The sequence below is a fragment of the Moorena sp. SIO3A2 genome (assembly GCF_010672265.1).
GTDB classification, from domain to species: Bacteria; Cyanobacteriota; Cyanobacteriia; order Cyanobacteriales; family Coleofasciculaceae; genus Moorena; species Moorena producens.
The window spans coordinates 26456-49834 of record NZ_JAAHHC010000009.1 but is presented as its reverse complement, the minus strand read 5'-3'; the positions used below and the strand labels follow the sequence as shown (position 1 = coordinate 49834).

Sequence of the window (23379 nt, the reverse complement as noted above, 5' to 3'; positions counted from 1 at the left end):
AATGCTTATTGTTTAAGTGGATAGCCTCTAGCAACTAAGCTGTGAGGCTTATAGCGCTACCCGCAAGTCAGAAGTTAGAAGTCAGAAGTCAAAGGTGCGCTTTCCGTTCTCCGTAGGAGACGCGGGGCGCGTTCGGCGAATTAAATTCGCCACGGGTCGCACCTAAAAGTTAGCTATGAGTAAGTTTCGGAGTTTAGGAATGTCCTAACAGTAGCGCGTAGTGCTATATCATTTATCAACTGATATTTCATCAGCTAAGGGCTTTGACTATACTGTTAAAGATAACCCTGACTTACCACTGATGACAGAGGTGAAATCTGCCACAATTCCAGATGCTGAAAAACTCTCAAATCAGCAAGTTCAGATGTTTGATTTTGCTAAGTTTCCAGATAAATTTAGAACTCTTCCTAGTTTAACCTTGCCAGGGTCTGAGCTAATTACGACTGAGGAGATTCCAAAGTCAGAAGAGAAGAGAGCTTCTGCCAATTCTAATCTCCAAGGAAACGCTATCCTGATCGGCTTAGCTTCTCCTCTCAAAAAAAGCACTGCTTCACCACAGACATGGCAACCACTAAAAGTACCAACGATTGCAAGGCGTAGCCGTCGCCGAGTGCGATGGAGTGTAAGGGGGATAGCTTCCTGGTATGGTTCAGGTTTCCATGGCAGGCGCACTGCTAGTGGCGAAAGATTCAATCAATACGCTCTGACTGCTGCTCATCGTACTTTGCGGTTTGGCACTAGAGTCAAAGTGACTAATCTCAGAAATGGTCGCTCTGTCATTGTGCGGATTAATGACCGTGGACCTTATGTCAGGGGTAGGATTATTGACTTGTCCAGAGGAGCTGCCAGAATAATTGGACTGGTAAGGTCTGGCACTGGGTCTGTGCGTATAGAAATTCTTTATTAAATTAATTAGTTATTAGCCAATAGAAATCTCCAGGAATTACTTGGCAACTCCTGGAGATTTCTATTTATATAGGACTATGTTGCTAACATCAATAGGGATCTAAACTCTAGAGTCTTATGCACCTGTTTACAACAACTGCTGGATTACACTGCTACTTAGAACGTCAAGGTCATGGCAAGGAAGTGGGTCTAGTAACCACTATGGGAGCCTTGCACAGCGGTCACTTAAGCTTAATTGAGCGGGCAAGACGAGAAAATTCTCTGGTGATTGTTAGTATTTTTGTTAATCCTCTTCAGTTTGCACCGACAGAGGATTTTCAGGAGTACCCCCGTGGATTGGCTCAGGATCAAGAACTTTGCCAACAGATTGGAGTTGATGCAATTTTTGCTCCCACTGTGGATCAGTTGTATGGTGACAATCCAATGCCCACTGCGGACAAGGGTGATGAATTGACTCAAGTGGTTCCACCCAAAGCCATGACTTCTGTCCTATGTGGTGTCTCTCGTCCTGGTTTTTTTCAGGGTGTGGCAACTGTTGTGGTCAAGCTGTTGAATTTGGTACGACCAAACAGAGCCTATTTTGGTCAAAAGGATGCCCAACAGTTGGCAATCATCCAGTGTATGGTGGCAGATTTTAAGTTACCAGTGACAATTGTTCCTTGTCCGATTGTGCGGGAAAAGTCGGGACTCGCTTGTAGTTCTCGCAATCAATACCTGACACCAGAGCAAAAAGCCCAAGCATCATTACTATATAAAGCGTTGCGTAGCGCTCAGAAAGCGTTTCAAGGTGGATTATGCGATCGCATCAATCTGATTGAGAGGGTTATGTCAGAATTAGCTGGAACCCAGGATATCCAGGTCGAGTATGTGGAATTAGTACATCCTGTTACTCTCACTCCCCTCGAACAGGTTGAAGAGCAAGGATTATTAGCGATCGCAGCTCACTTAGGTACAACTCGTTTAATTGACAATATACTCCTGTCCCACCGTAAACCGATTGTGGCTATTGATGGTCCGGCTGGAGCTGGAAAATCTACTGTTAGTCGTTTGGTAGCCAAAGCATTAGGATTGATGTATCTTGATACTGGTGCCATGTACCGGGCTGTGACATGGCGGGTGCTCAAAGCAGGTATTGACTTGGAGGATGAGCCTGCGATCGCAGAATTAGTCAGTAAAATTACAATTAATCTGACTAATAATCAACCAGGAGAGTCTGGGATTCAGGTGTGGGTTGATGGAGAAGAAGTTACCCAGGTCATTCGTTCACAGTCCGTTACTGCCAAAGTTTCTACGGTGGCTGCCCTGAGTTCAGTACGCCGTGAGTTACTCAAACAACAACAACGCTGGGGTCGTCAAGGAGGTGTAGTGGCTGAAGGTCGTGACATTGGCACCCATGTCTTTCCCAATGCAGAAGTCAAACTATTCTTAACAGCTTCTGTCCAAGAAAGGGCGCGTCGCCGTCAGCAAGACTTGAAAAACCAGGGGCAAGAGGTGAGCTTAGAACAGCTGGAGCAAGAGATTCAACAGCGCGACCTGAAGGACAGCACCCGTGCTGTAGCCCCCTTGCGCAAGGCAGCTGATGCTATTGAAGTACAAACCGATGGTATGAGTATTGCACAAGTTACCGATTGTCTTGTCAATATCTACTATCAGCAATTGTCACCGGATGGCTGACCGCTAATCTTAAACAGACAATTAGGCAACAGCTAGCCACCACTCTATAAGATGATGGTTAGTTATAGATGATAATTTACTTTCCTGGTATTTTGGCAGGAGCAAAGGAGACCAATTTTGGCAAAACGTGAGGGCTTATTCTGGTCGCGCAGTACATGGATTATAATTGCTGCTATTCTAAGTTGTATGGGTGCCTACACCTTGAAAACAGGCCGATGGGCTAACCAAAATATTGCTGCACTAATCACTAGGCAAATACCAAAGCAGCAAACTGACTCAAAGAAGGTTGAAACCTTAACTAAGCAGCCAGATAAGGGTTTGCAGCAAGGCATTGCTAAATGGGCAGAGCAAGAGAGAGGCAAGCGGATTAACTATGTTCCTCCCCAATTTCGGGGAAAATATATCGAGGAAGTTGAGCTTAAAACTCCACAGAAAGTCATTGCTTTAACCTTTGACGATGGTCCTTGGCCGAAGATGACCAACGATGTCCTACACATCCTTAAAAAATATAATGTTAAGGCAACTTTCTTCGTGGTAGGAAGAAATGTTTATCTATATCCAGAAGAGCTTAAAAAAATTGTAGACCATGGTCATGCCCTTGGCAACCATAGTTGGAACCATAGTTATTACTATCATAATACTTTAGCAGCTGCTAAGGAAATTGATAACACCACAGCACGGATTTACAAAACTATTAACGTTAAAACCTCTTTGTTTAGACCCCCTGGGGGTATTATGAACAATGGCTTAGTGGCTTACGCCCGAAAAAAAAATTACGTGATCGTGAATTGGTCAGCTGACTCAGAGGATTACTCGGTAAACCAACGTCGGTTGACCTATAATGTGCTCCGCAGAGCGAAACCGGGAGGAATTGTATTACTACACGATGGTGGCGGCAATCGTTCCAAGACGATACGAGCTTTACCGGTAATTATTACTGAATTGAGAAAGCAAGGTTACCAGTTTGTGACCGTACCGGAATTGTTGGAGATGGCACAAAAAGAGTTGGAAATGGCACAAAAAGAACAGAAGTGATATGTAATTATTTATCAACGGTTAACCGTTAGCTTTTGACAATCAAGAGTCAACTTTAAGCCCATAAATAGGTAATCAGTTATAATCCACTTGATCTTAACCTAACCTTGAAGGCTTTGATGGTTAACCTTGGTATCCTTTATTTTTAATTTTACCGCCAAAATGGCGACATAGCTTTTTTAAATTTAGTTATCCTATTTGATAAGTTATCTACCCAAATTAACCTAGGAAACCAAGATTTTAATCTTGAAACAAGACAATACTGTTAACTCTTGAGAAGTTAACAGTTAACTGATCATGACTTACCCAAAGTTCATGACTTACCCAAAACTCGACATCAAACAAACTTATGTAGTTATGGTGTAGTTATCTAGTAGCGTGCCTTAATAACTGACCCTAAACGTAGATTGAATACGTAAGTCCTGTGTTGTTATGGTCTACAGATTTATTTGTGGTTGTAGGGTTTCATAGTTGTGACACCCAAGGTCACAAGTCAAGGTTCATTATTCCTGCAATTGAGTATTAGTTTCTTCTGTCTATCTAGTTTAAGCACCTAAACAAAATTAATTTCCTACTACCAATCTCTGTAACCCTTACATCGTAAGGCTTTGAGTTTTGGAAAATGTGTAATTAATTTTGTGCACCTGCTTACCAGATAATAAATCGGCTAATCCAACATTGGAAAGACTATAAATTATGAAAAATGAGGATCAAGAAATAAATTCAATGACTATCGAAGATCTCAATAACTTCGAGCCAATTAGCTTTGATTTAAGTGAGGAAGATATAAAATCCATTAAAGGGAGTAGAAGACTAGGTATAAAACCACTTGCAGACAAAGCTGATCATGGATTTATATTGCAAATTTTTCCAAATCCCCCAGAAGGGTGTAACTATCATCCAAGCCCCTATGGTCTAAAACTTGATTGCGATATTTTTAGAATACGCATTATGGCCTTTCCTGGTGATGAAGAGATGTTATTCCCAGAAATTTAGATATCTAAAAACTTAATCATTCATTTATACCAAATCCAGGTTTAATATCTTCAGAGGAAAATAAGCGCGGATTTGGTATTAACCTTTCTAGTAATAGGTAAACTATTTTATTGGAATAATTGCCACTTACCAGACATAGCAATAAAGAAGTTATAAGAAGTAAGTTTATATCATTAATTGATTAAGAATATAAACTTAAAGTTAACTAATTCAACAGCTTTTAATTTACTGTTAATAGTTAACATTCAACGGTCAACAATTAACAAAAATACAGTCATGAGCTATATCAGCGAATTAGCGATCGCATATATTAAAGGTTATAAAAATCAGACTTTTGAAAATTATACCAATCTTCTGACCGAAGTATGTCAGATTCACTCACCTCCCCATGGCATGGCATGGTATGGTAATTTGTATCGCCAGTGTGCTCGTAATCAGGAGTGGTTTGCTAACTCTCTAATTATCAATGCAAGGGAAGAAGGCAAGGGTTCTCAAGAGGCTTGGCAATTATCCCAGTGCATCGAAAACCAGGAGTTTACTAGGTTAGTTCGTAATCACTCCATCGACGAGTCCCGCCACTCAAAGATGTTTGTTACCTTGCTTAATATTCTCTTTCCCACTGAGATAGAAGCTGATTTTCGGACAAACTTGAAAGAGTTAAGTCCTAGCTATAGCCAGCAAAACCATCCACCAACAGCAGTTATTTCCCCTGACCAGGTTATAGATGAGCAGCTGCTGATGGATACCCTGATCCAGATCAACCTACTGGAGATTAGAGCATTAGTACTTCAACTTCTGTTGCGTCCTGTGCTGCAAGCCTACGCCAGACCTGAAGATTTGCAGAAGGTAACGACGATGTCCGATAAATTCATCAGTGATGAGTCTAACCACATTGGCTATTCTGCTTACTGTATCGAAGAGTATATTAAGCTAGGCAATCGTGATTGGGTCAGGGAGATAATGATTCGTCGTCAAGCGTCTGTGAATGAATTTTGCCTCGAAAAGATTGACCTAGAACAGGTTACAGGTTGAAGGTTAAAAGTGATCAAACCAACCTTCAACCTTCTAACCTGCAACTGGTAACCCAATCCAACCTGGAACCTTTAAGCTTTAACTGCTTTAGCCTACTGTAGAAGAAACTAACTCCCGTTCTTCTACCACATCAGGATTGGCTTGAGGAGTATCGACCTCAGAAGGCGGTACCACTTGCCAGAATTTGGGCAGATATTCAGACCAGTTGTCCAGAATCACCTGGGCTTTCGGGCTACCAGTGCGAGTGGCATGGTCTTGAATTAAACCTTTCAACTGCTGCTCTCCAGCCGCTGAAATCACCCGTTGAATCTTGACATCCTGGTTCACTTTGGCGGGAAAACTCTCCTCTTCATCTAGGAAGTAGGCTAAACCACCAGTCATACCAGCACCTACATTGCGTCCGACTTTCCCTAAGACTACAATTACACCACCGGTCATGTATTCACAGCAGTGATCACCAGCTGCCTCAATCACAGCACAGCCTTTAGAATTGCGCACACCAAACCGCTCACCAGCACCGCCATGGGCAAATAATGTTCCGCCAGTGGCACCGTAGAGGCAGGTGTTACCTACAATCACATTGTTAGCTGGGTCATAGGTGGCATCAGTGGGTGGTTTGATAATAATTTCACCACCATGCATCCCTTTGCCTACATAGTCATTCGCTTCACCAGTTAAAATCAAGGTCATACTAGGCAGGTTAAAGGCACCAAAGCTTTGACCCGCAGCCCCCTTGAAGTTGAGAGTAATGTGTCCATCGAAACCAGTGTTACCATACTGCTTGGCAATTACCCCAGCAATTCGAGCCCCTACAGTACGGTCAGTGTTGACAATGTCAACATCTTTAGTCACAGACCCATGGTTTTGAATAGCATTCGTCAGGTCAGGGTCAGCCAGCAGTTGATTATCTAGCACTGGTCCGTTGCTGTGGACATCGTTATGGTTGAGCCAACTGCGGTCTGTGCGAGTATCAGGCAGCTGAGTCAGACAATCTAGATTCAGCATAGATGTCTTAGTCAACTCAAGGTCGTTCCGGACTTTGAGTAGATCAGCCCGACCAATGATATCCTTTAAGGAACGGTAACCTAGTTTGGCAAGAAGCGATCGCACTTCCTGAGCCACAAAGTAGAAGAAGTTGACAACATGGCCTGGAATCCCGCTAAAGCGCTGGCGCAAGCGTTCTTGCTGAGTAGCAACTCCTACCGGACATTGATTGGTATGGCAAATCCGTGCCATGATGCAGCCTTCAGCAATCATCGATACCGAACCGAAACCGTACTCTTCTCCTCCCATCAAGGCAGCCATCAGTACGTCCCAACCAGTTTTTAAGCCACCATCTACCCGCAGCAAAACGCGATCGCGTAGTTGGTTTTCCATCAAGATCCGATGTACTTCAGTTACTCCCAGTTCCCAAGGCGTTCCAGCGTGCTTAATCGAACTCAGGGGAGATGCTCCAGTACCGCCATCATGACCAGAAATTTGGATTACATCCGCATTCGCTTTAGCTACCCCAGCCGCAACAGTTCCAATCCCAATTTCTGCCACCAACTTCACAGATACCTTAGCTTGAGGGTTAATCTGATGCAAATCAAAAATCAGCTGCGCTAGGTCTTCAATGGAATAGATATCATGATGGGGTGGTGGGGAAATTAGGGTTACCCCTGGCTTGGAACGCCGCAGCTTAGCAATGTAGGGACTGACCTTCTTACCCGGTAACTGACCCCCTTCCCCTGGCTTAGCACCTTGAGCAATCTTAATTTCTAACTGCTTCCCACTCATCAGGTACTCTGGTGTTACTCCAAAACGACCAGATGCTACTTGTTTAACCGCAGACGAAGCAACATCCCCATTACGTAATCCCTTTAAGTGAGGTAGAGTCTGAGAATGACCAGTTTGATCCACATCATTCAGAATGGTGAAGCGCACTGGGTCTTCTCCCCCTTCACCACTGTTGGATTTACCGCCAATCCGGTTCATAGCAATAGCTAGAGTTTCATGAGCTTCTCGGGATAGAGAGCCTAGGGACATTGCGCCGGTACAGAAGCGCTTGACAATTTCCTCAACAGGTTCTACTTCATCGATCCCAATAGTAGGTTGGTCGCTGTTGAAGTCCAACAAATCTCGTAGTGCAGTTGCTGGACGCTCTTCCAACAGTTTGCGATACACATCGTAGTGGTCGTAAGCTTCTTTGTTAGCGTCAAGGCTTGAAGGTTTAACCTGCAACTTGCTAACTTCCAACTCTTTGTGATTTTTACCGTTGCCATTGTTAGAAGATTGGTCACGGACGAAAGCAGAAACCGCCTTGTGTAGGGCTTTAGCCATTTCAGGGCTGTTCATGTGATACTCGCCCCGAGGACGGTAATTGATAAAGCCAAAGTTTTGCAGTTTCTTAGCTGTCAGGGGGAAAGCCCGTTTGTGAAACTCCATCACTTCTTGAGCTAAATCAGCAATACTCAAACCCCCCAGGCGGGATGTAGTTCCCTTAAAGGCTACTGCCAATAAATCCCCACCAATGCCAATTGCTTCAAAAATCTGAGCGCCATGATAAGAGGATAATAGGGAAATTCCCATCTTAGATAGGATTTTCAATAAACCTGCTTCTACCGCCTTGCGATAATTTTTCTGAGCTTGGTCTATGGTTAGGCTTTCCAGTTTCCCCTGGGCCATCAATTTTTGAGTTTTAGGATTAGCCCACCAATTCCGCACCGATTCCCAAGTCAAATACGGACAAACTGCTGATGCACCATAACCGATTAAGCAAGCATAGTGATGAGTACTCCAACATTGAGCCGTTTCCACAATAATCGATGCCTTCATCCTTAATCCTTGAGAGATCAGGTGGTGGTGAACCGCACCTACAGCCAACATTGGTGGAATATAGGTGTAATTTTCAGAAAGCCCTCCAGCAGTTTTATCACTCAAAATCAGAATCGTTTTACCAGCCCTTACCGACTCAGCCGCTTGGTCACACAGACGATTCACAGCTACGTCTAGCCCCCCTGGACCAGTAGCAATTTCAAATAGAGTAGACAGTTCAGCCGTCTCAAACCGTGACGCTTTCACCGCTGCCAACTCCGCCTCATTGAGGACTGGGGTTTCCAGCTTTAACAACTGTGCGTACTCTGGCTTAGCTTCTAATATATTGCCTCGCTCACCCAGCTCTATGCTCAAGGACATCACCAAACTTTCCCGTAGAGGATCAATGGGTGGGTTAGTGACCTGGGCAAAGCGTTGTTTAAAATAGTCATAGAGTAGCCGAGGCTTATTGGAGAGTACCGCCAAGGGAATATCATCTCCCATACAGAAAGTAGGTTCTTTCCCCTGGGTGCTCATCGGCTGGATGATCATCTCCACATCCTCAGCAGTGTAGCCAAAAGCAGTCTGCTGACGCAGTAACTCAGCAGCCTCTTGTTCAGGAGCCTCAGTAAAGGATTGGGGTTCCAATTTTACACGGTACTGCTTCAGCCACTGACCATAGGGTTGTTGAGCCGCTACCCGTTGCTTGATCTCCCAGTTTTTTAAAATTTCGTTGCTTTCCAGGTCAACAGCAATCATTTGCCCTGGTCCGAGTCTGCCCTTTTCCACAATCTCGGCTTCTGGCAAGTCCACTACCCCCACTTCTGATGCCACCACCACATAGCCATCCCGGGTAATGCTATAACGAGCCGGTCGTAATCCATTTCGGTCTAGGCTGGCTCCCACTGTTTTCCCATCACTGAATACTAACAGCGCTGGACCATCCCAAGCTTCCTGAATTCCACTGTAGTATTCATAAAAATCAACAATTTCCGGATAGTTATCCAAATCCGGCTGATTTTGGTAAGCCTCCGGCACCATGATCATTAATCCGGTTAGAGGACTGCGTCCAGATTGCACCAGTAATTCAAATACATTATCTAGGATGGCTGAGTCACTGTTTTCTGGATTGATAATAGGCTTGATCTCATCTAAGGAGTTATTTGGTTTAAGGTTGGTTTGAGAACCTTTTACCTTCAACCCTTTTTCCCAAACTGGATGAGCCAAGTCAGCCTCTCGGGCTATCATCCAGTTGACATTACCCAACAGAGTGTTAATCTCACCATTATGTCCCAACAAGCGCATCGGTTGAGCCAGGGGCCACTTGGGCATAGTATTGGTGCTAAAGCGTCGATGATAGACAGCAAAACGACTTTGGTAATCAGGATTTTTTAAATCTAAGTAAAACTCTCCAAGTACCGCTGAGCGCACCATGCCTTTGTAGACAATCGTGCGACTGGAAAAAGAGCAAAAATACCAATCCTCAGGCACTCGGATGGTACTCTGAGATTTTAGGGCTTTAGCAATGCGACAGCGAGTTTTGAACAGCAAACGCTCCAGTTCATCTCCTATCTCCCCTTCAGAGGCTACGATCAACTGTTCGATATGGGGTTGATTCGCTTTCGCTTGGATACCTAGCATCTCTGGACGTACTGGTACCACACGCCAGCCTAGTACCTTTAAGCCTTCTTGAGCAAGGACTTCCTCAACAATAGACTTACCTTCCCTAATCAAGCTCTCATCCTGAGGCAAGAATACCATCCCAACTCCCAACTGCTCCGTAGGAGGTTGGTCAATTCTTTGTTCGGTGAACCATTTTTCCAACAGTTTCCAGGGAATAGCAGTCAATAAGCCTGCACCATCCCCTGAATCTTGGTCAGCACTACACCCTCCCCGGTGTTCTAGACAACCCAGTGCGACTAGAGCTTGTTCAATCAATTTATGGGTAGCTATACCCTGCCCAGAAGCAATAAAGCCAACCCCACAGGCATCTCGTTCCTCCACCAACCAACGTTGACCTGGATACGGTATCCTCTTGTGATAGTGTTGTAGATCTTCCTGGTTTTTCTGGTTATCGATATTCTTCATCCAATTATTCACGATGTTTAGTGATGCTTTGATTACAGATTGAGGACTATTAACCTAGTAGCAGTGACCTATCGACTGCTACTAGGCTGGAAAAATCAACAATGATTTACCATCAATGGTGAGCCAGAAGTTGGTTGGGTCTAATCCCGATTCCCTGGGTGGAACAATCTATCACGCTTTTTCCCTTAGAAACTCCTATCCTGAGTATCCAATGAAATCTGGTCAGCTGCTGACACAAAAGCTACATCCTCCGACACAGACCAAGGGATGTAGTTAACCTGATCAGGTTTTACCAGTAGCAACACGCTTAGTGCTTCAACAATGCCATGCAACTAACCACCTAGCTGATGACCAAAGTGACCAGGGTTCCATGACGCTGGCATAAATCCTAGAAACTTACCTATATAGGTGGATAGTCATGATATAAGAAATAGGTTAGCGATAGCAATACCTAATTTCTCCATAAACCTACTGAAAATTTTACTCGGGAAGAAATTGGTGGATTTACCGTAGCAGTGATCAAGACCATTGAGCGAAACTCAAAATAGCTTTCTTAACGACTCTTTTGCACTGACAGGACTTGATCTTGTCACAGTAGCCTTCATCACAGTATTAGTTTAGACCAGGTGGCATCTCCTCCCTAAATGCCTAGGTATTAGGCTCATGCTCTTAGGTCTTAGAACAGGGGGAGTTGAGAGCTTCCTTGCTTGACTCGGAGCGCTTCATACTTTTTTAGAACCCCCTTAGCCTAAATGCCTAGAGCCTAAATACCTATAACTTAGTTGAAGAGTATGTGAAATTAGACCTTCTTTATAGTTTTTGTTGACTGATTTAGGTTATGAAAGGATAGCTTTCAGCTAAATCAGTCCTTTGAGGAAACAGGCTACTACCAGCAATCAATGCTCCATGGAGCCCTTTGATGGCGACTAGAGTAAAACCAAAGACCAGAATTGATACTACAAAAGTGTGGACTCAGATCTCCAAGCTAGCCATTACCCTCTTGCTCGTAATTCTATTCCCAGCATCCGTAGCTACGGCAAATAGGCGAGTTGGAGCAATTGAACCCCTAATCTTAAATAGCTTTAAAGAGTTACTGAACCAGTTGCCCCCAGCAGCTGAAGATACCCCTGTCCTAGTTCAAGGTTTATCCCAAACGACCCAGGAGAACATCCTAGTTTTAAAGGGCAAGAAACTATTGGAAGAGCTACCCCCCATGCCTGATAACACCTTAGAGCTGGAGTTTTTCTCTGTGCCACCCCAGGTGATCCGACAAGGGGTTCAAGTGTATTTAAATGGTCAACAGATCAACTTACCTTGGCAGCAATGGTTAGTGGGAACCTCAGTGCGCACTGGCATCAGTGATGTAGGAGCGATGCAAATCTTGGGCATAGAAATGCTCAACAGTAAAGATTTTACCCAGCAACCAATTCGCTGGTTTTCTAAACCCCGGAATACATCAGTAGTGTTCCCCAGGCAAGTTAGTGCTGCTTATCGATATCTAGATATTACCGATTTTGCCAAAACAGCAGGTTGGCAGTTGCAAGTTCAGGGGGATAAGCTGTATATCTCTTCCATACCAGCCAGGGTGAAGGCTATTCGCCAGGGACGTCAGCCTTGGGGTAATCGTATTGTTCTTGATTTAGACCGCCCAACCTTCTGGCAAGTCAATGACCGACGCACTGAAGCTGTGATTACAGTAGCTGCCTCAGCCGACTCCTCACTAGTCAAGGGTTTTAATGCTCTAGAAACTGCCAAGATCCAAGGGCCTGAAGATGTAGCTCCCATTTCCGTCAGCACTCCTATGGATAAACCGGTTATCCGCTTAGAAAGCCATCAGAACCAAACTAGGCTCCGGGTGGATTTCCCCAAAGGCAAACGTCTGCGAGCTTTCACCTTGCCTAACCCGTTTAGATTAGTGATTGATTTGCGACCCGATGCCATGGTCAAGAAAGATATTCTCTGGGCACCTGGCATTCAGTGGCGTCAGCAGTTGATTAGTCTCAAAGATACTAGTTTCCCAGTGGTATGGCTGGAGGTTGACCCCAAATCTCAACACTTGCGCCTCAGACCGATTGGCAGTAATGCTACGACCCAAGTGGGAACAGCCCCACTAATTAAAGCTGCTCAATGGTGGCAAGCATCTGCTGCAATCAATGCTGGCTTTTTCAACCGTAACAACCAATTGCCCTTAGGAGCAATTCGCCGTGACAGTCGGTGGTTATCCGGTCCAATTTTGAACCGGGGAGCGATCGCTTGGAATGATCGCGGTCACGTTAAACTCGGACGACTCAGCCTCAGCGAAACCATAGTTACCTCACACCGAAAGCGTTTACCAGTACTATTCCTCAACAGTGGTTATGTCAAAGCTGGCATTGCCCGTTACACTCGCGCCTTCGGACCAACCTATACTCCCTTAATTGATCATGAAATTATCGTAGTTATCCAGAACAACTTGGTCACCGATCTCTTGCCTGGAGGACTTGCCGGTCAGCAAGCCTTTCGTATTCCCGACAATGGCTATCTAGTTACCCTTAGAGCCAACAGGACAGCTGTTAATGATCTGAGTATTGGTACCCAAGTGCGAATTGAGGGGAGTACGTTTCCCACTGACTTCAATGGGTACCCCCATATTCTCGGTGGTGGGCCACTGCTACTACAAGATCGAAAAATTGTTTTAGATGGCAAATCGGAACAATTTAGTGATGCCTTTATTCAGCAGTCTGCTCCACGCAGTGCTATCGGAACCACTGCTAATGGCACATTGATTATTGCTGCTTTTCACCATAGTCATACTCGACGTGGCCCAACATTAAGGGAAACAGCTCAGTTGATGCAGAAATTGGGAGCCATTAATGCCCTCAATCTTGACGGGGGTAGCTCAACTGGACTTTATCTAGGTGGTCAACTCCTAGATCGCTCTCCCTATACAGCAGCACCAGTTAACAACGGTCTGGGCATCTTTTTTACACCTGTTCCCTAATAGTTTAAGAAGTATTAAGTATTAAGTATGAAGGAATTATGAAGTGCTCATATTTATTAAGATTTTCCGAAATCACGAATCCCTTAACTATAGGTTTATTCAGCTTCCACTTAGGTCAAGATAACTATATAAGAGTGTAAAGAATTGATATAAATTCAGGTAATAGACTAATCTGACATTAAAAAAATAGTTATAGTTTGCTAGGTTTGGTTATAGTCAATTATCCTTGATTTTGTTTAAGCTAGAAATTAGTAACCGATTAGTCAACTTTCCCAAAATCACTTAGCTAGACGTTTTCAGTAACAAAACCATGGTTCAGTCAAAAGAAATTTCTCAAGTTTCCGCAATTACCCTACAGTCATCCCGAGTAGCTGAAGGCGTTGCCGCTACCGAACTACGACCTTGGGGGTCATTCACTGTCTTAGAAGAAGGACGGGGATACAAAATCAAGCGCATTGAAGTCAAGCCGGGTCATCGCTTAAGTTTACAGATGCACTACCATAGGAGCGAACACTGGATTGTTGTCAGTGGTACAGCTAAAGTTCTTTGTGGCGATAAACAAGAAATTATTCATCAAAATCAATCAACCTATGTTCCCCAAGGCCATGCTCATCGACTAGAGAATCCTGGTGTTATTCCCCTCGTTTTAATTGAAGTTCAGAATGGAGAATACCTCGGAGAAGATGACATTATTCGTTTTGAAGATGACTATGCCCGTAGCAAAGCAGAAGACAAATAGATTGAGTCAAGTCGCTTGACCGTAGGTCACGCTATAGGCATTGCCGACGCTCCTTGAGGTGCGAACGCTCCAATTCAAAATTAAAAATTATTAATTCAAAATGACAATCAGTGGGGGCTTGTACCCGCCACTGATTGAAGACCACAACTCGCTTGACCGTAGGTCACGCTGCGCGAACGCTCCAATTCAAAGTTCAAAATTATTAATTCAAAATGATTCGGACAATTCTAGATTTTGAATTTTGAATTTTGAATTTTTAATTCCCCGGGGGGCTTGTACCCGGAATTAATTAATTCAAAATTTGTTCTAAACTTGATGCGTGAATTTTGAATTTTGAATTTTGAATTACCCAAAGGGCTCATTAGTTGTAAGTCTTTAGTTAGTAGTCATTAGTCATTAGTTATAAGTCTTTAGGATGCCCAAAAAAGCCTCTTGGCAGTGGCAAATTAAATGACTAATGATTAATGACTATTCCTTTTTGAGGTAACATTAGCTGGTGCTAGTTGTTGCGTATAGTTACTATCGTTAATGATTAAACTGAGTAAAGCTGCTGCGAGTGAGATTAGACGTGTACAGTCCAAGGGTCAAAAGCCAGAGGCCAAATTACGTCTAGGTGTGCGCCAGGGGGGGTGTGCTGATTTTTACTACACTATTGACTTTGAGCAAGTGATCAATTCTGAGGATCAGGTCTATGAGTGTGATGGCATCAGTGTCATAGTAGACCCGCAAAGCCTAAAAACTATCAATGGCTTAACTCTAGATTACTCAGAAGACCTCATGGGAGGAGGGTTTCGCTTCCATAACCCTAACGCTTCAGAAAGCTGCGACTGCGGTAATTCCTTTCGTGTAGACCCATCACAGGAGCCAGATTGACACCATAGTGTTATTATTGGTATAATTACCTTTGGTTTGTTTGTAGTTGATTAAGTTCAATCAACCAATGTTTATTAAGCCGTAACCCATGCCCACCATTCAGCAGCTCATTAGTAACGAGCGCTTCAAAGCTAAGAAGAAAACTAAGTCCCCAGCGCTGAAACAATGTCCCCAGCGCCGTGGTGTTTGTACTAGAGTCTTCACAACCACACCCAAAAAGCCGAACTCAGCCTTGCGAAAGGTGGCAAGGGTTCGTCTGACTTCAGGATTTGAAGTAACAGCTTATATTCCTGGTATTGGTCATAACCTACAAGAACACTCCGTCGTGATGATCAGAGGCGGTCGTGTTAAGGACTTACCTGGAGTGCGATATCACATTATTCGGGGTACCCTTGATACGGCAGGAGTTAAGGATCGGCGTCAAGGTCGTTCTAAGTATGGGACGAAGCGCCCTAAGTAAACTCACGAGCATTAACCCCTCTACAGTAAGAGACTTCCAGCAATAGAGTTGCTGTAATCTCACCCATGCCGATAAATAGCGCTTGGTCGTTGCCCAAGGAAAGATTCAATTCCTGAAGCCTAGGCATACTAGAAAGCTGCACTGATTAGCTTCTCGTACAACCTGTAAACAAAAACAGGATTTACAAGACCAACCATAAGCTAACTGTATAACCAAGGTTAATCGCACCAGGGTTAATCACACTAGGGTTAATCACAGGAGTGTATTTGTTTGCCTTGGTTAATTTTTAATAGTAAACTGTATTTTTGATTTTTTCTGAAGCTTACTTATGTCTCGTCGCTCAGTTGTTAAAAAGCGTCCTGTCCCCCCTGACCCAGTCTATAACAGTCGCCTGATTTGTATGTTGGGGTGTAGACTGATGCGTCATGGCAAGAAATCCCTTGCCTACCGAATTATCTATGACGCAATGAAAATCATTGAAGAAAGAACTGGAGCTGATCCCATAGAAACCTTTGAAAAAGCTGTGCGTAACCTGACGCCTCTAGTAGAAGTCAAGGCTCGCCGGGTTGGTGGGGCAACCTATCAGGTTCCTATGGAAGTAAAGGCTGAGCGAGGGACTACCCTAGCCCTACGCTGGCTGATTAAATTCTCCAGAAGTCGCTCCGGTCGGAGCATGGCTAGCAAATTGGCTAATGAGCTGATGGATGCTGCCAATGAAACCGGAAATGCTATTCGCAAGCGTGAAGAAACCCATAGAATGGCCGAGGCAAATAAAGCTTTTGCCCACTATCGGTACTAATTACCCTAAAAGTTCAGAACAAGAACCTGGTAGCCATAAGATAATGTCCACAAATGCCTAAAAAACTTAAAAAAAGTATAAAATTGTAAATAGATAGCTACCTGGTGAGGAAATGGTGGCACCAGATAAAGGAGGTAACCGTGGCACGCACCATCCCCCTTGAGAAAACACGCAATATCGGAATTGCAGCTCATATTGATGCGGGCAAAACAACAACAACTGAACGAATCCTGTTTTATTCCGGAATTGTTCACAAAATTGGTGAAGTCCATGAAGGTACAGCTGTAACTGATTGGATGGACCAAGAGCGGGAGCGGGGAATCACGATCACTGCTGCTGCGATTAGCACCAACTGGCGAGAGCATCGGATTAATATTATCGATACTCCCGGTCACGTTGACTTCACCATTGAAGTGGAACGCTCCATGCGGGTATTGGATGGTGTGATTGCTGTGTTTTGCTCCGTAGGTGGTGTCCAGCCTCAGTCTGAAACCGTCTGGCGGCAAGCAGACCGCTATCAGGTACCTCGAATTGCTTTTGTTAATAAAATGGACCGGACAGGAGCAAACTTCTTCAAGGTCTACGAGCAAGTTCGTGACCGATTGCGCTCCAATGCTGTTCCCATCCAAATCCCGATTGGTAGTGAAAAGGATTTTAGAGGAATTGTTGACTTGGTGCGGATGCGAGCCAAGATATACACCAATGACCTGGGAACTGACATCGAAGATACAGAAATTCCTGAAGAGGTCAAAGAGCAAGCCCAAGAATACCATGCCAAATTAGTGGAATCGGTGGCTGAAACTGACGAGGCGTTAATTGAGAAGTACCTTGAAGGAGAGGAAATCACGGCAGAGGAAATTCGTGAAGCCCTGCGCAAAGGAACCATTGAGGGCAGAATCGTTCCTATGTTGTGTGGCTCTGCTTTCAAGAACAAAGGGGTTCAGCTGCTGTTGGATGCGGTTATTGATTACCTACCAGCTCCGATTGATGTTCCGCCAATTCAAGGTACTATGCCTAAGGGTGAAACCGTCGAGCGGGTGGCTGATGACGAAGCCCCTATGTCAGCTCTGGCATTTAAGATTATGGCAGACCCCTATGGTCGCCTAACTTTCCTGCGGGTATACTCTGGGGTACTGAAGAAGGGGAGCTATGTCCTCAACTCCACTAAGGATAAGAAGGAACGGATATCTCGCTTGATTGTATTGAAAGCTGATGACCGCATTGAAGTAGAGGAGTTGCGGGCTGGAGACTTGGGCGCTGCCGTTGGCTTAAAACATACTATCACTGGAGATACTATTTGTGACGAAGAGTCTCCCATTATTTTGGAATCTCTCTTTATTCCAGAACCAGTGATCTCGGTGGCAGTAGAGCCAAAAACCAAGCAGGATATGGAGAAGCTATCCAAAGCCCTCCAATCCCTATCTGAAGAAGACCCTACCTTCCGGGTCAGCATTGACCCAGAAACCAACCAAACTGTGATTGCGGGCATGGGTGAACTGCACTTGGAAATCCTGGTAGACCGGATGCTGCGAGAGTTTAAGGTAGAAGCGAATGTGGGCGCTCCCCAGGTAGCCTATCGAGAGACGATTCGTAAATCAGTCCAGGCGGAAGGCAAATTTATCCGTCAAAGTGGCGGTAAAGGTCAGTACGGTCACGTTATTGTTGAATTGGAACCAGGAGATACTGGTAGTGGTTTTGAATTCGTCTCCAAGATTGTAGGTGGTTCTGTACCGAAAGAGTACATCTCTCCTGCTGAACAGGGGATGAAGGAAGCCTGTGAATCAGGTATTCTAGCAGGGTATCCAGTGATCGACGTGAAAGTTACCCTAGTAGATGGGTCTTATCACGACGTAGACTCTTCAGAAATGGCATTTAAGATTGCTGGTTCTATGGCCATGCGGAATGCTGTGATGAAGGCTGCGCCAGTACTCCTAGAGCCTATGATGAAAGTTGAGGTTGAAGTGCCCGAAGACTTCCTTGGGGATGTCATGGGTGACCTCAACTCCCGCCGTGGTCAAATTGAAGGTATGGGTTCTGAAGACGGCATTGCCAAAGTCACTGCTAAAGTTCCATTAGCAGAGATGTTTGGTTATGCTACGGATATCCGGTCTAAGACCCAAGGTCGGGGTATTTTCTCTATGGAGTTTAACACCTATGATGAAGTACCTCGCAATGTGGCAGAAGCCATCATTGCTAAGAATCAAGGGAACGCATAACAAAAAAAAGGAACATGTAATTCATGGCACGCGAAAAGTTTGAAAGGAATAAACCCCACGTCAACATTGGCACGATTGGTCACGTAGACCACGGCAAGACTACCCTAACTGCTGCTATTACTATGACATTGGCGGCTCAAGGGAAGGCAAAAGCGAGGAACTACGAGGAAATTGATGCAGCTCCTGAGGAAAAAGCACGGGGGATTACCATCAATACTGCTCATGTAGAGTACGAAACCGAAAATCGCCACTATGCCCACGTAGATTGCCCAGGCCACGCTGACTATGTGAAAAACATGATCACGGGTGCGGCGCAAATGGATGGGGCAATTCTGGTGGTTTCTGCCGCTGACGGTGCCATGCCACAAACGAAAGAACATATCCTCCTAGCTCGGCAGGTGGGAGTTCCTAACATCGTGGTTTTCTTAAATAAGAAAGACCAAGTAGATGATGAAGAACTCCTAGAGCTAGTAGAACTGGAAATTCGGGAACTGTTGAGCGATTATGACTTTGACGGGGACAATATCCCGATTGTGGCTGGGTCAGCCTTAGAGGCTGTAAACGCCCTGACCGAGAATCCAAGCATTGCCAAAGGTGACAATGAGTGGACTGATCTGGTACTAGAACTGATGTCTAATGTAGACTCATACATTCCCACACCAGAGCGGGATGTGGATAAGCCATTCCTGATGGCAGTGGAAGATGTCTTCTCCATCACTGGTCGGGGAACTGTTGCCACCGGTCGAATCGAGCGGGGTAAGGTTAAAGTTGGTGAGACGGTAGAAATCATCGGGCTTAAAGAGACCCGTAACACCACCGTAACTGGTGTGGAAATGTTCCAGAAGACCCTAGACGAAGGGATGGCTGGAGACAATGTTGGACTACTGCTGCGGGGTATCCAAAAAGAGAACATTGAGCGGGGTATGGTACTTGCCAAGCCCGGTTCAATCACCCCTCACACCAAGTTTGAATCTGAGGTATATGTCCTGAAGAAAGAAGAAGGTGGACGTCATACTCCCTTCTTCTCCGGCTATCGCCCTCAGTTCTATGTACGAACCACTGATGTGACTGGCACTATTGATGCCTTTACTGCTGACGATGGCTCTACAGCTGAGATGGTGATGCCAGGCGATCGCATCAAAATGACAGTGAGCCTGATCAACGCCATTGCGATTGAACAAGGAATGCGCTTTGCTATCCGTGAAGGTGGTCGCACCATCGGCTCAGGTGTGGTCAGCAAGATCCTCGAATAGCAGTACTCTACTATAGAGTAGGAGCAGGGAAGTTCTAGCTTCTCTGCTCTTTATTCATGTTTATTTACGCTAACAAAAGAACCTAGAAAATTAAAAAAATGGCAACTATTCAACAGCAGAAAATTCGGATTCGACTAAAAGCCTTTGATAGACGCTTGCTGGACACTTCCTGTGAGAAGATTGTAGATACAGCAAACCGGACAAATGCTACAGCTATTGGCCCGATTCCCTTACCCACTCGACGTCGTATTTACTGTGTTTTGCGATCGCCTCACGTTGATAAAGATTCTCGGGAACACTTTGAAACACGTACTCACCAACGGATTATTGATATTTATCAGCCTTCTTCAAAGACTATTGATGCTCTGATGAAATTGGATTTGCCTGCTGGAGTTGATATTGAAGTTAAGCTTTGAGCAAAATGGCTCCGGATCCTAGGATTAAATCCGACAGGATTAATCCCTAGTATAGGAGCCAACGCTTTTTAATCTTGCTGGTTCATCTTGATTTTGACTACAAACTCATATAGTCTCTAGGTTTGCTTTCCCAGCTACGGAAGTAAAAGTATAGGCATGATTTCATCAGAAGTAAGGTTTCCAGTAATATTTTGCTAAGTAATCACCGTATTCAGACCTGATTCGACGAGCTGATACAGACTTTAGGTTTTTGATTAACTGAGGGAGTTCAACGGTTGGGTGTGCTTCAAAAAGTAAATGAACATGATCACCTTCACCAGCAAACTCTAATAATGTGCATTGCCACTTGACCAGGAAATCTCGCAATATCTCCACAAGCGAGTCCAACATCTCTTTAGTTAGACAATTGTGGCACAACAGCCTATAAAGGGCACGGATCGGATGAGAAGGTGAGCAAATCGAAGTAGATGAGCATCCTATAAAAATGTCTAACTATTGATGTGATGGGAGAAATAAAAATGCCTGAGATACAACCAAACGAGTGGTTGAAGTGGATCTGTTCAAGTCAAAATTTTGATCAGCTACGTCAGAACTATGATCAATGGGCAGATCAGTATGACGCAGATGTTGGTGGAGTGTGGGGACCAGTCCCTTTGGCAGCGGCATTTATGCTAGCAGAGTATATGGACGACAAGCAGGGTGTAATCCTTGATGTCGGGGCTGGAACAGGTTTAGTTGGTGTTGCATTGGCTGAGTTGGGATTTGAACAAATCATAGGCATTGACATATCACCTGCTATGTTAACCAAAGCTGCTGAAAAAGGGGTATATAGCTCCTTGGTTTGCTGCTCGATCGGCGATGAACGATTCAGAAACTTGGGAAGGGCAAGTGGCATCATTGCCACAGGAGTATTTGCCGAGAGCCATGCTGGGCCAGCAGAACTGAGCACACTTCAAGACAGTATCGAGCCTGAAGGAATCTTAGTGTTCACAGTACGTCAGAGCTTTTTGCCTCAACTTCAGGAAGTCTTCGACCAACCAGAATGGACTGTGATCGATTCCAAGGTGATGCCGATTTACGACGACCCCATGTATCTTATAGCATACAAAATTGGTAATACAACTAAATCGTAAATAAAAAATGAGTTCAGAATTGAAAAAACTCGAAAAAGTTAACCAGGAACTGGCGAGGGTTCGTGAGATTAGTCGCCGTGAATTGCTGGAGATGAAAGTGATTCAAGAAAGCCAAGAGTTGGTTCATCGAGTTGGTGCAACCAGCCAAGCTAAACAAAGGCTGCCTTTCACGAAGTTATATCTACCGATGGCTTTCACAGGCATTTTGGAGCCAAACAAGTCAGTTGATCAGACTCATCGTGCAATCCTGATTCTATTACCGGGTACAGGAACAACTTTTTCTGTTGCCGAGACACTATGTGATATTGCAGGAACATTTCATGGCAGAAAAAGCAAGAACCGTGGAGGTGGGCGAAAGAGCAACCAAAGTTTATTAACTGAATTACTGCCTGATGGTGAGACGTTCCGTGTAGCCTCTTTTCCGACTGACCTCCCCCTCAACGGTATGGGTTCAAATGCCCCATTCGAGTTTGCCAGCGAACAGGGCCTTATAACCGTGATTCGCCACGTCCATCTTGTGTTATCACTCCTCTATCCTGAGCGCCCAGTTTTTATTGGTGGACGCAGCCAAGGCGGTATAGCTGCCATACTGTATGCCCAGCATTATCATGATCTAGCCGGAGCAATTGCTGTCAATCCGCCCCATCCAGACCCAGAACTGTTTCAGTTTACTGTTCAATACTTGGAGGATAAAGCTAAAGTTCTGGCTGACCTTCTCCATGCCCCAGGTGTGACCCTACACGAGCGTAGCTGGGAAGCTTACAAGACTTTCACACCTGACTTTGACTATCCATCTAGACCATCCCTATCTCCAGTCCTAACTTTGGTTAGCTTGGGTGATCCCTTCAACTTATTTCCCCAGTATGCCCATGCACTGAAGGCATTTGCAGAAAATGACGAAAAAAATCAGTTGCACATACTTGATGCAGGGCACAATCTTTGGGACAGGAAATCAGTAGAAACGTATCGAGAAGTCATTAATTTGCAGGCTCAATTTATGTTAAGCCAGATCAAATACAGCGATAACAACTATGACTGATAGTACAATAATGCAAGTCGGTTAAGGTTCTTAATTAATAAAAATTTGAAGTAAATCAATGATAAGTCAATCAACATGAGTATACTAAAGCCAAAGTATGAAACTTTTGAGGGATTACCCTCACATGTCTATTACGATCCAAATATTTTCCAGCAAGAAAAAGAGCGGATATTCTACAAAAAGTGGATTTTTGTCGGTCACGTAACACAAATTAAACAACCTGGTCAATACTTTGTTGCTAAGATAGCCGATCAAAATGTTGTTGTTATCTGTGGTAAAAATCGCCAACTTTATGCTTTTCACAATGCCTGCTTGCATCGAGGTCATGAATTATTACAAGGTGAAGGAAAAGTATCAAAAATTGTTTGTCCATATCATGGTTGGTCTTATCGCTTAAATGGCAGACTTGCTATGGCTCCTTATAGCAATGAAGTAGAAGGCTTTGATGTCAATAACTACTGCTTACCCAGAATAAAATTGCATGAAATTTGTGGTCTTATTTTTATAAATCTCGACCCACAAGCAACACCTTTCATCCAAGATTTTCCGGACTTGGAAGAGACTTTGCGTACTTATATTCCCAACATAGATCAACTAACTATAGGATATTATAAAGAGTTTAGCGTTAATTCAAACTGGAAAAATCTTGTTGATAATTCAGTAGACAATTATCATACTCCTTTCGTCCATCCCGCTCTCAGCAAAGGTATAAACATGAGCACATATAAGCACATCCTCAAGGAGTCTTACATTTATACTATATCTGAAACCGATAAAACAAAAACGGTGTATCAGTTTGCAGAGGAAGACTATGATCAGTTCGTCTGGTGGTTCATTTGGCCTTCTGTAGAAGTTGCAACTTTTCCAGGAAAAGGGATGAGATTCTACCGTGTCAATCCTGATAATCCTAGCTAAACTCACCAATATTTCAGCTACCTGTTTAC

General features: G+C 44.3%; 18 protein-coding genes and 1 pseudogene. 16 read left to right on the top strand and 3 right to left on the bottom strand.

Features of this window, described 5'->3' with window-relative positions:
* Positions 1 to 511 precede the first annotated feature (511 nt).
* From F6K64_RS38205 to F6K64_RS12785, 5 genes and pseudogenes are all read left to right on the top strand, one after another.
* A pseudogene (locus F6K64_RS38205) lies at positions 512 to 907 on the top strand (septal ring lytic transglycosylase RlpA family protein); the annotation flags it as partial.
* A 116-nt stretch (positions 908 to 1023) separates the two neighbouring features.
* Positions 1024 to 2580: a bifunctional pantoate--beta-alanine ligase/(d)CMP kinase gene (locus F6K64_RS12800; protein WP_287265524.1), complete on the top strand. Its 1557-nt coding sequence runs from the start codon at positions 1024 to 1026 to the stop codon at positions 2578 to 2580.
* 117 nt (positions 2581 to 2697) lie between these two features.
* Entirely contained in the window at positions 2698 to 3615 is a 918-nt protein-coding gene (locus F6K64_RS12795) for a polysaccharide deacetylase family protein (protein ID WP_287265523.1), read from the top strand.
* A 696-nt stretch (positions 3616 to 4311) separates the two neighbouring features.
* A complete protein-coding gene (locus F6K64_RS12790; RefSeq protein ID WP_287265521.1) occupies positions 4312 to 4611 on the top strand; it encodes a hypothetical protein in 300 nt (99 codons plus the stop codon).
* Positions 4612 to 4887: 276 nt separating this feature from the next.
* Positions 4888 to 5643 (top strand): hypothetical protein, encoded by a 756-nt coding sequence (locus F6K64_RS12785; protein ID WP_287265520.1) that lies wholly within the window; start codon positions 4888 to 4890, stop codon positions 5641 to 5643.
* 87 nt (positions 5644 to 5730) lie between these two features.
* Here the strand turns inward: F6K64_RS12785 and F6K64_RS12780 are convergent, their stop codons facing one another.
* Positions 5731 to 10527: a glutamate synthase-related protein gene (locus F6K64_RS12780; RefSeq protein ID WP_287265542.1), complete on the bottom strand. Its 4797-nt coding sequence runs from the start codon at positions 10525 to 10527 to the stop codon at positions 5731 to 5733.
* A 919-nt stretch (positions 10528 to 11446) separates the two neighbouring features.
* Here F6K64_RS12780 and F6K64_RS12775 point away from each other — a divergent pair.
* The 4 genes from F6K64_RS12775 to rpsL all read left to right on the top strand — a co-directional run bounded on the left by F6K64_RS12775 (position 11447) and on the right by rpsL (position 15579).
* Positions 11447 to 13507: a phosphodiester glycosidase family protein gene (locus tag F6K64_RS12775; protein WP_287265519.1), complete on the top strand. Its 2061-nt coding sequence runs from the start codon at positions 11447 to 11449 to the stop codon at positions 13505 to 13507.
* A 310-nt stretch (positions 13508 to 13817) separates the two neighbouring features.
* A complete protein-coding gene (locus tag F6K64_RS12770) occupies positions 13818 to 14246 on the top strand; it encodes a phosphomannose isomerase type II C-terminal cupin domain (RefSeq protein WP_008179636.1) in 429 nt (142 codons plus the stop codon).
* A 528-nt stretch (positions 14247 to 14774) separates the two neighbouring features.
* A complete protein-coding gene (locus F6K64_RS12765; RefSeq protein ID WP_008179639.1) occupies positions 14775 to 15119 on the top strand; it encodes a HesB/IscA family protein in 345 nt (114 codons plus the stop codon).
* An 88-nt stretch (positions 15120 to 15207) separates the two neighbouring features.
* Positions 15208 to 15579 (top strand): 30S ribosomal protein S12, encoded by a 372-nt coding sequence (rpsL, locus tag F6K64_RS12760; protein ID WP_008179640.1) that lies wholly within the window; start codon positions 15208 to 15210, stop codon positions 15577 to 15579.
* Here the strand turns inward: rpsL and F6K64_RS12755 are convergent.
* Positions 15572 to 15721: a hypothetical protein gene (locus F6K64_RS12755; RefSeq protein WP_154659673.1), complete on the bottom strand. Its 150-nt coding sequence runs from the start codon at positions 15719 to 15721 to the stop codon at positions 15572 to 15574. The genes rpsL and F6K64_RS12755 overlap by 8 nt on opposite strands.
* Before the next feature lie 186 nt (positions 15722 to 15907).
* On the opposite strand from F6K64_RS12755, the gene rpsG reads away from it, so the two are divergent.
* The 4 genes from rpsG to rpsJ all read left to right on the top strand — a co-directional run bounded on the left by rpsG (position 15908) and on the right by rpsJ (position 20263).
* Positions 15908 to 16378, top strand: a complete 471-nt coding sequence (gene rpsG / locus F6K64_RS12750) for a 30S ribosomal protein S7 (RefSeq protein ID WP_008179641.1) — start codon at positions 15908 to 15910, stop codon at positions 16376 to 16378.
* 140 nt (positions 16379 to 16518) lie between these two features.
* Complete coding sequence (fusA, locus tag F6K64_RS12745) at positions 16519 to 18594, top strand: elongation factor G (RefSeq protein ID WP_287265517.1); 2076 nt, start codon at positions 16519 to 16521, stop codon at positions 18592 to 18594.
* A 23-nt stretch (positions 18595 to 18617) separates the two neighbouring features.
* Complete coding sequence (tuf, locus tag F6K64_RS12740; protein WP_008179643.1) at positions 18618 to 19847, top strand: elongation factor Tu; 1230 nt, start codon at positions 18618 to 18620, stop codon at positions 19845 to 19847.
* Between the two features lie 98 nt (positions 19848 to 19945).
* On the top strand, positions 19946 to 20263 hold the full coding sequence (rpsJ, locus tag F6K64_RS12735; protein ID WP_008179644.1) for a 30S ribosomal protein S10: 318 nt from the start codon (positions 19946 to 19948) through the stop codon (positions 20261 to 20263).
* A gap of 165 nt (positions 20264 to 20428) precedes the next feature.
* On the opposite strand, the gene tnpA is transcribed toward rpsJ, so the two are convergent.
* Complete coding sequence (gene tnpA, locus F6K64_RS12730; RefSeq protein WP_267875740.1) at positions 20429 to 20680, bottom strand: IS200/IS605 family transposase; 252 nt, start codon at positions 20678 to 20680, stop codon at positions 20429 to 20431.
* Positions 20681 to 20781: 101 nt separating this feature from the next.
* On the opposite strand from tnpA, the gene F6K64_RS12725 reads away from it, so the two are divergent.
* From F6K64_RS12725 to F6K64_RS12715, 3 genes are all read left to right on the top strand, one after another.
* Positions 20782 to 21396, top strand: coding sequence for a class I SAM-dependent DNA methyltransferase (locus tag F6K64_RS12725; RefSeq protein ID WP_071106974.1), 615 nt, complete (start codon positions 20782 to 20784; stop codon positions 21394 to 21396).
* A gap of 7 nt (positions 21397 to 21403) precedes the next feature.
* Positions 21404 to 22435 carry an alpha/beta hydrolase gene (locus tag F6K64_RS12720; RefSeq protein WP_071106973.1) on the top strand — a complete coding sequence of 344 codons (1032 nt, stop codon included), beginning with the start codon at positions 21404 to 21406 and terminating at the stop codon, positions 22433 to 22435.
* Positions 22436 to 22510: 75 nt separating this feature from the next.
* Positions 22511 to 23350, top strand: a complete 840-nt coding sequence (locus F6K64_RS12715) for an aromatic ring-hydroxylating oxygenase subunit alpha (RefSeq protein WP_071106972.1) — start codon at positions 22511 to 22513, stop codon at positions 23348 to 23350.
* The last annotated feature ends 29 nt before the right edge of the window (positions 23351 to 23379 follow it).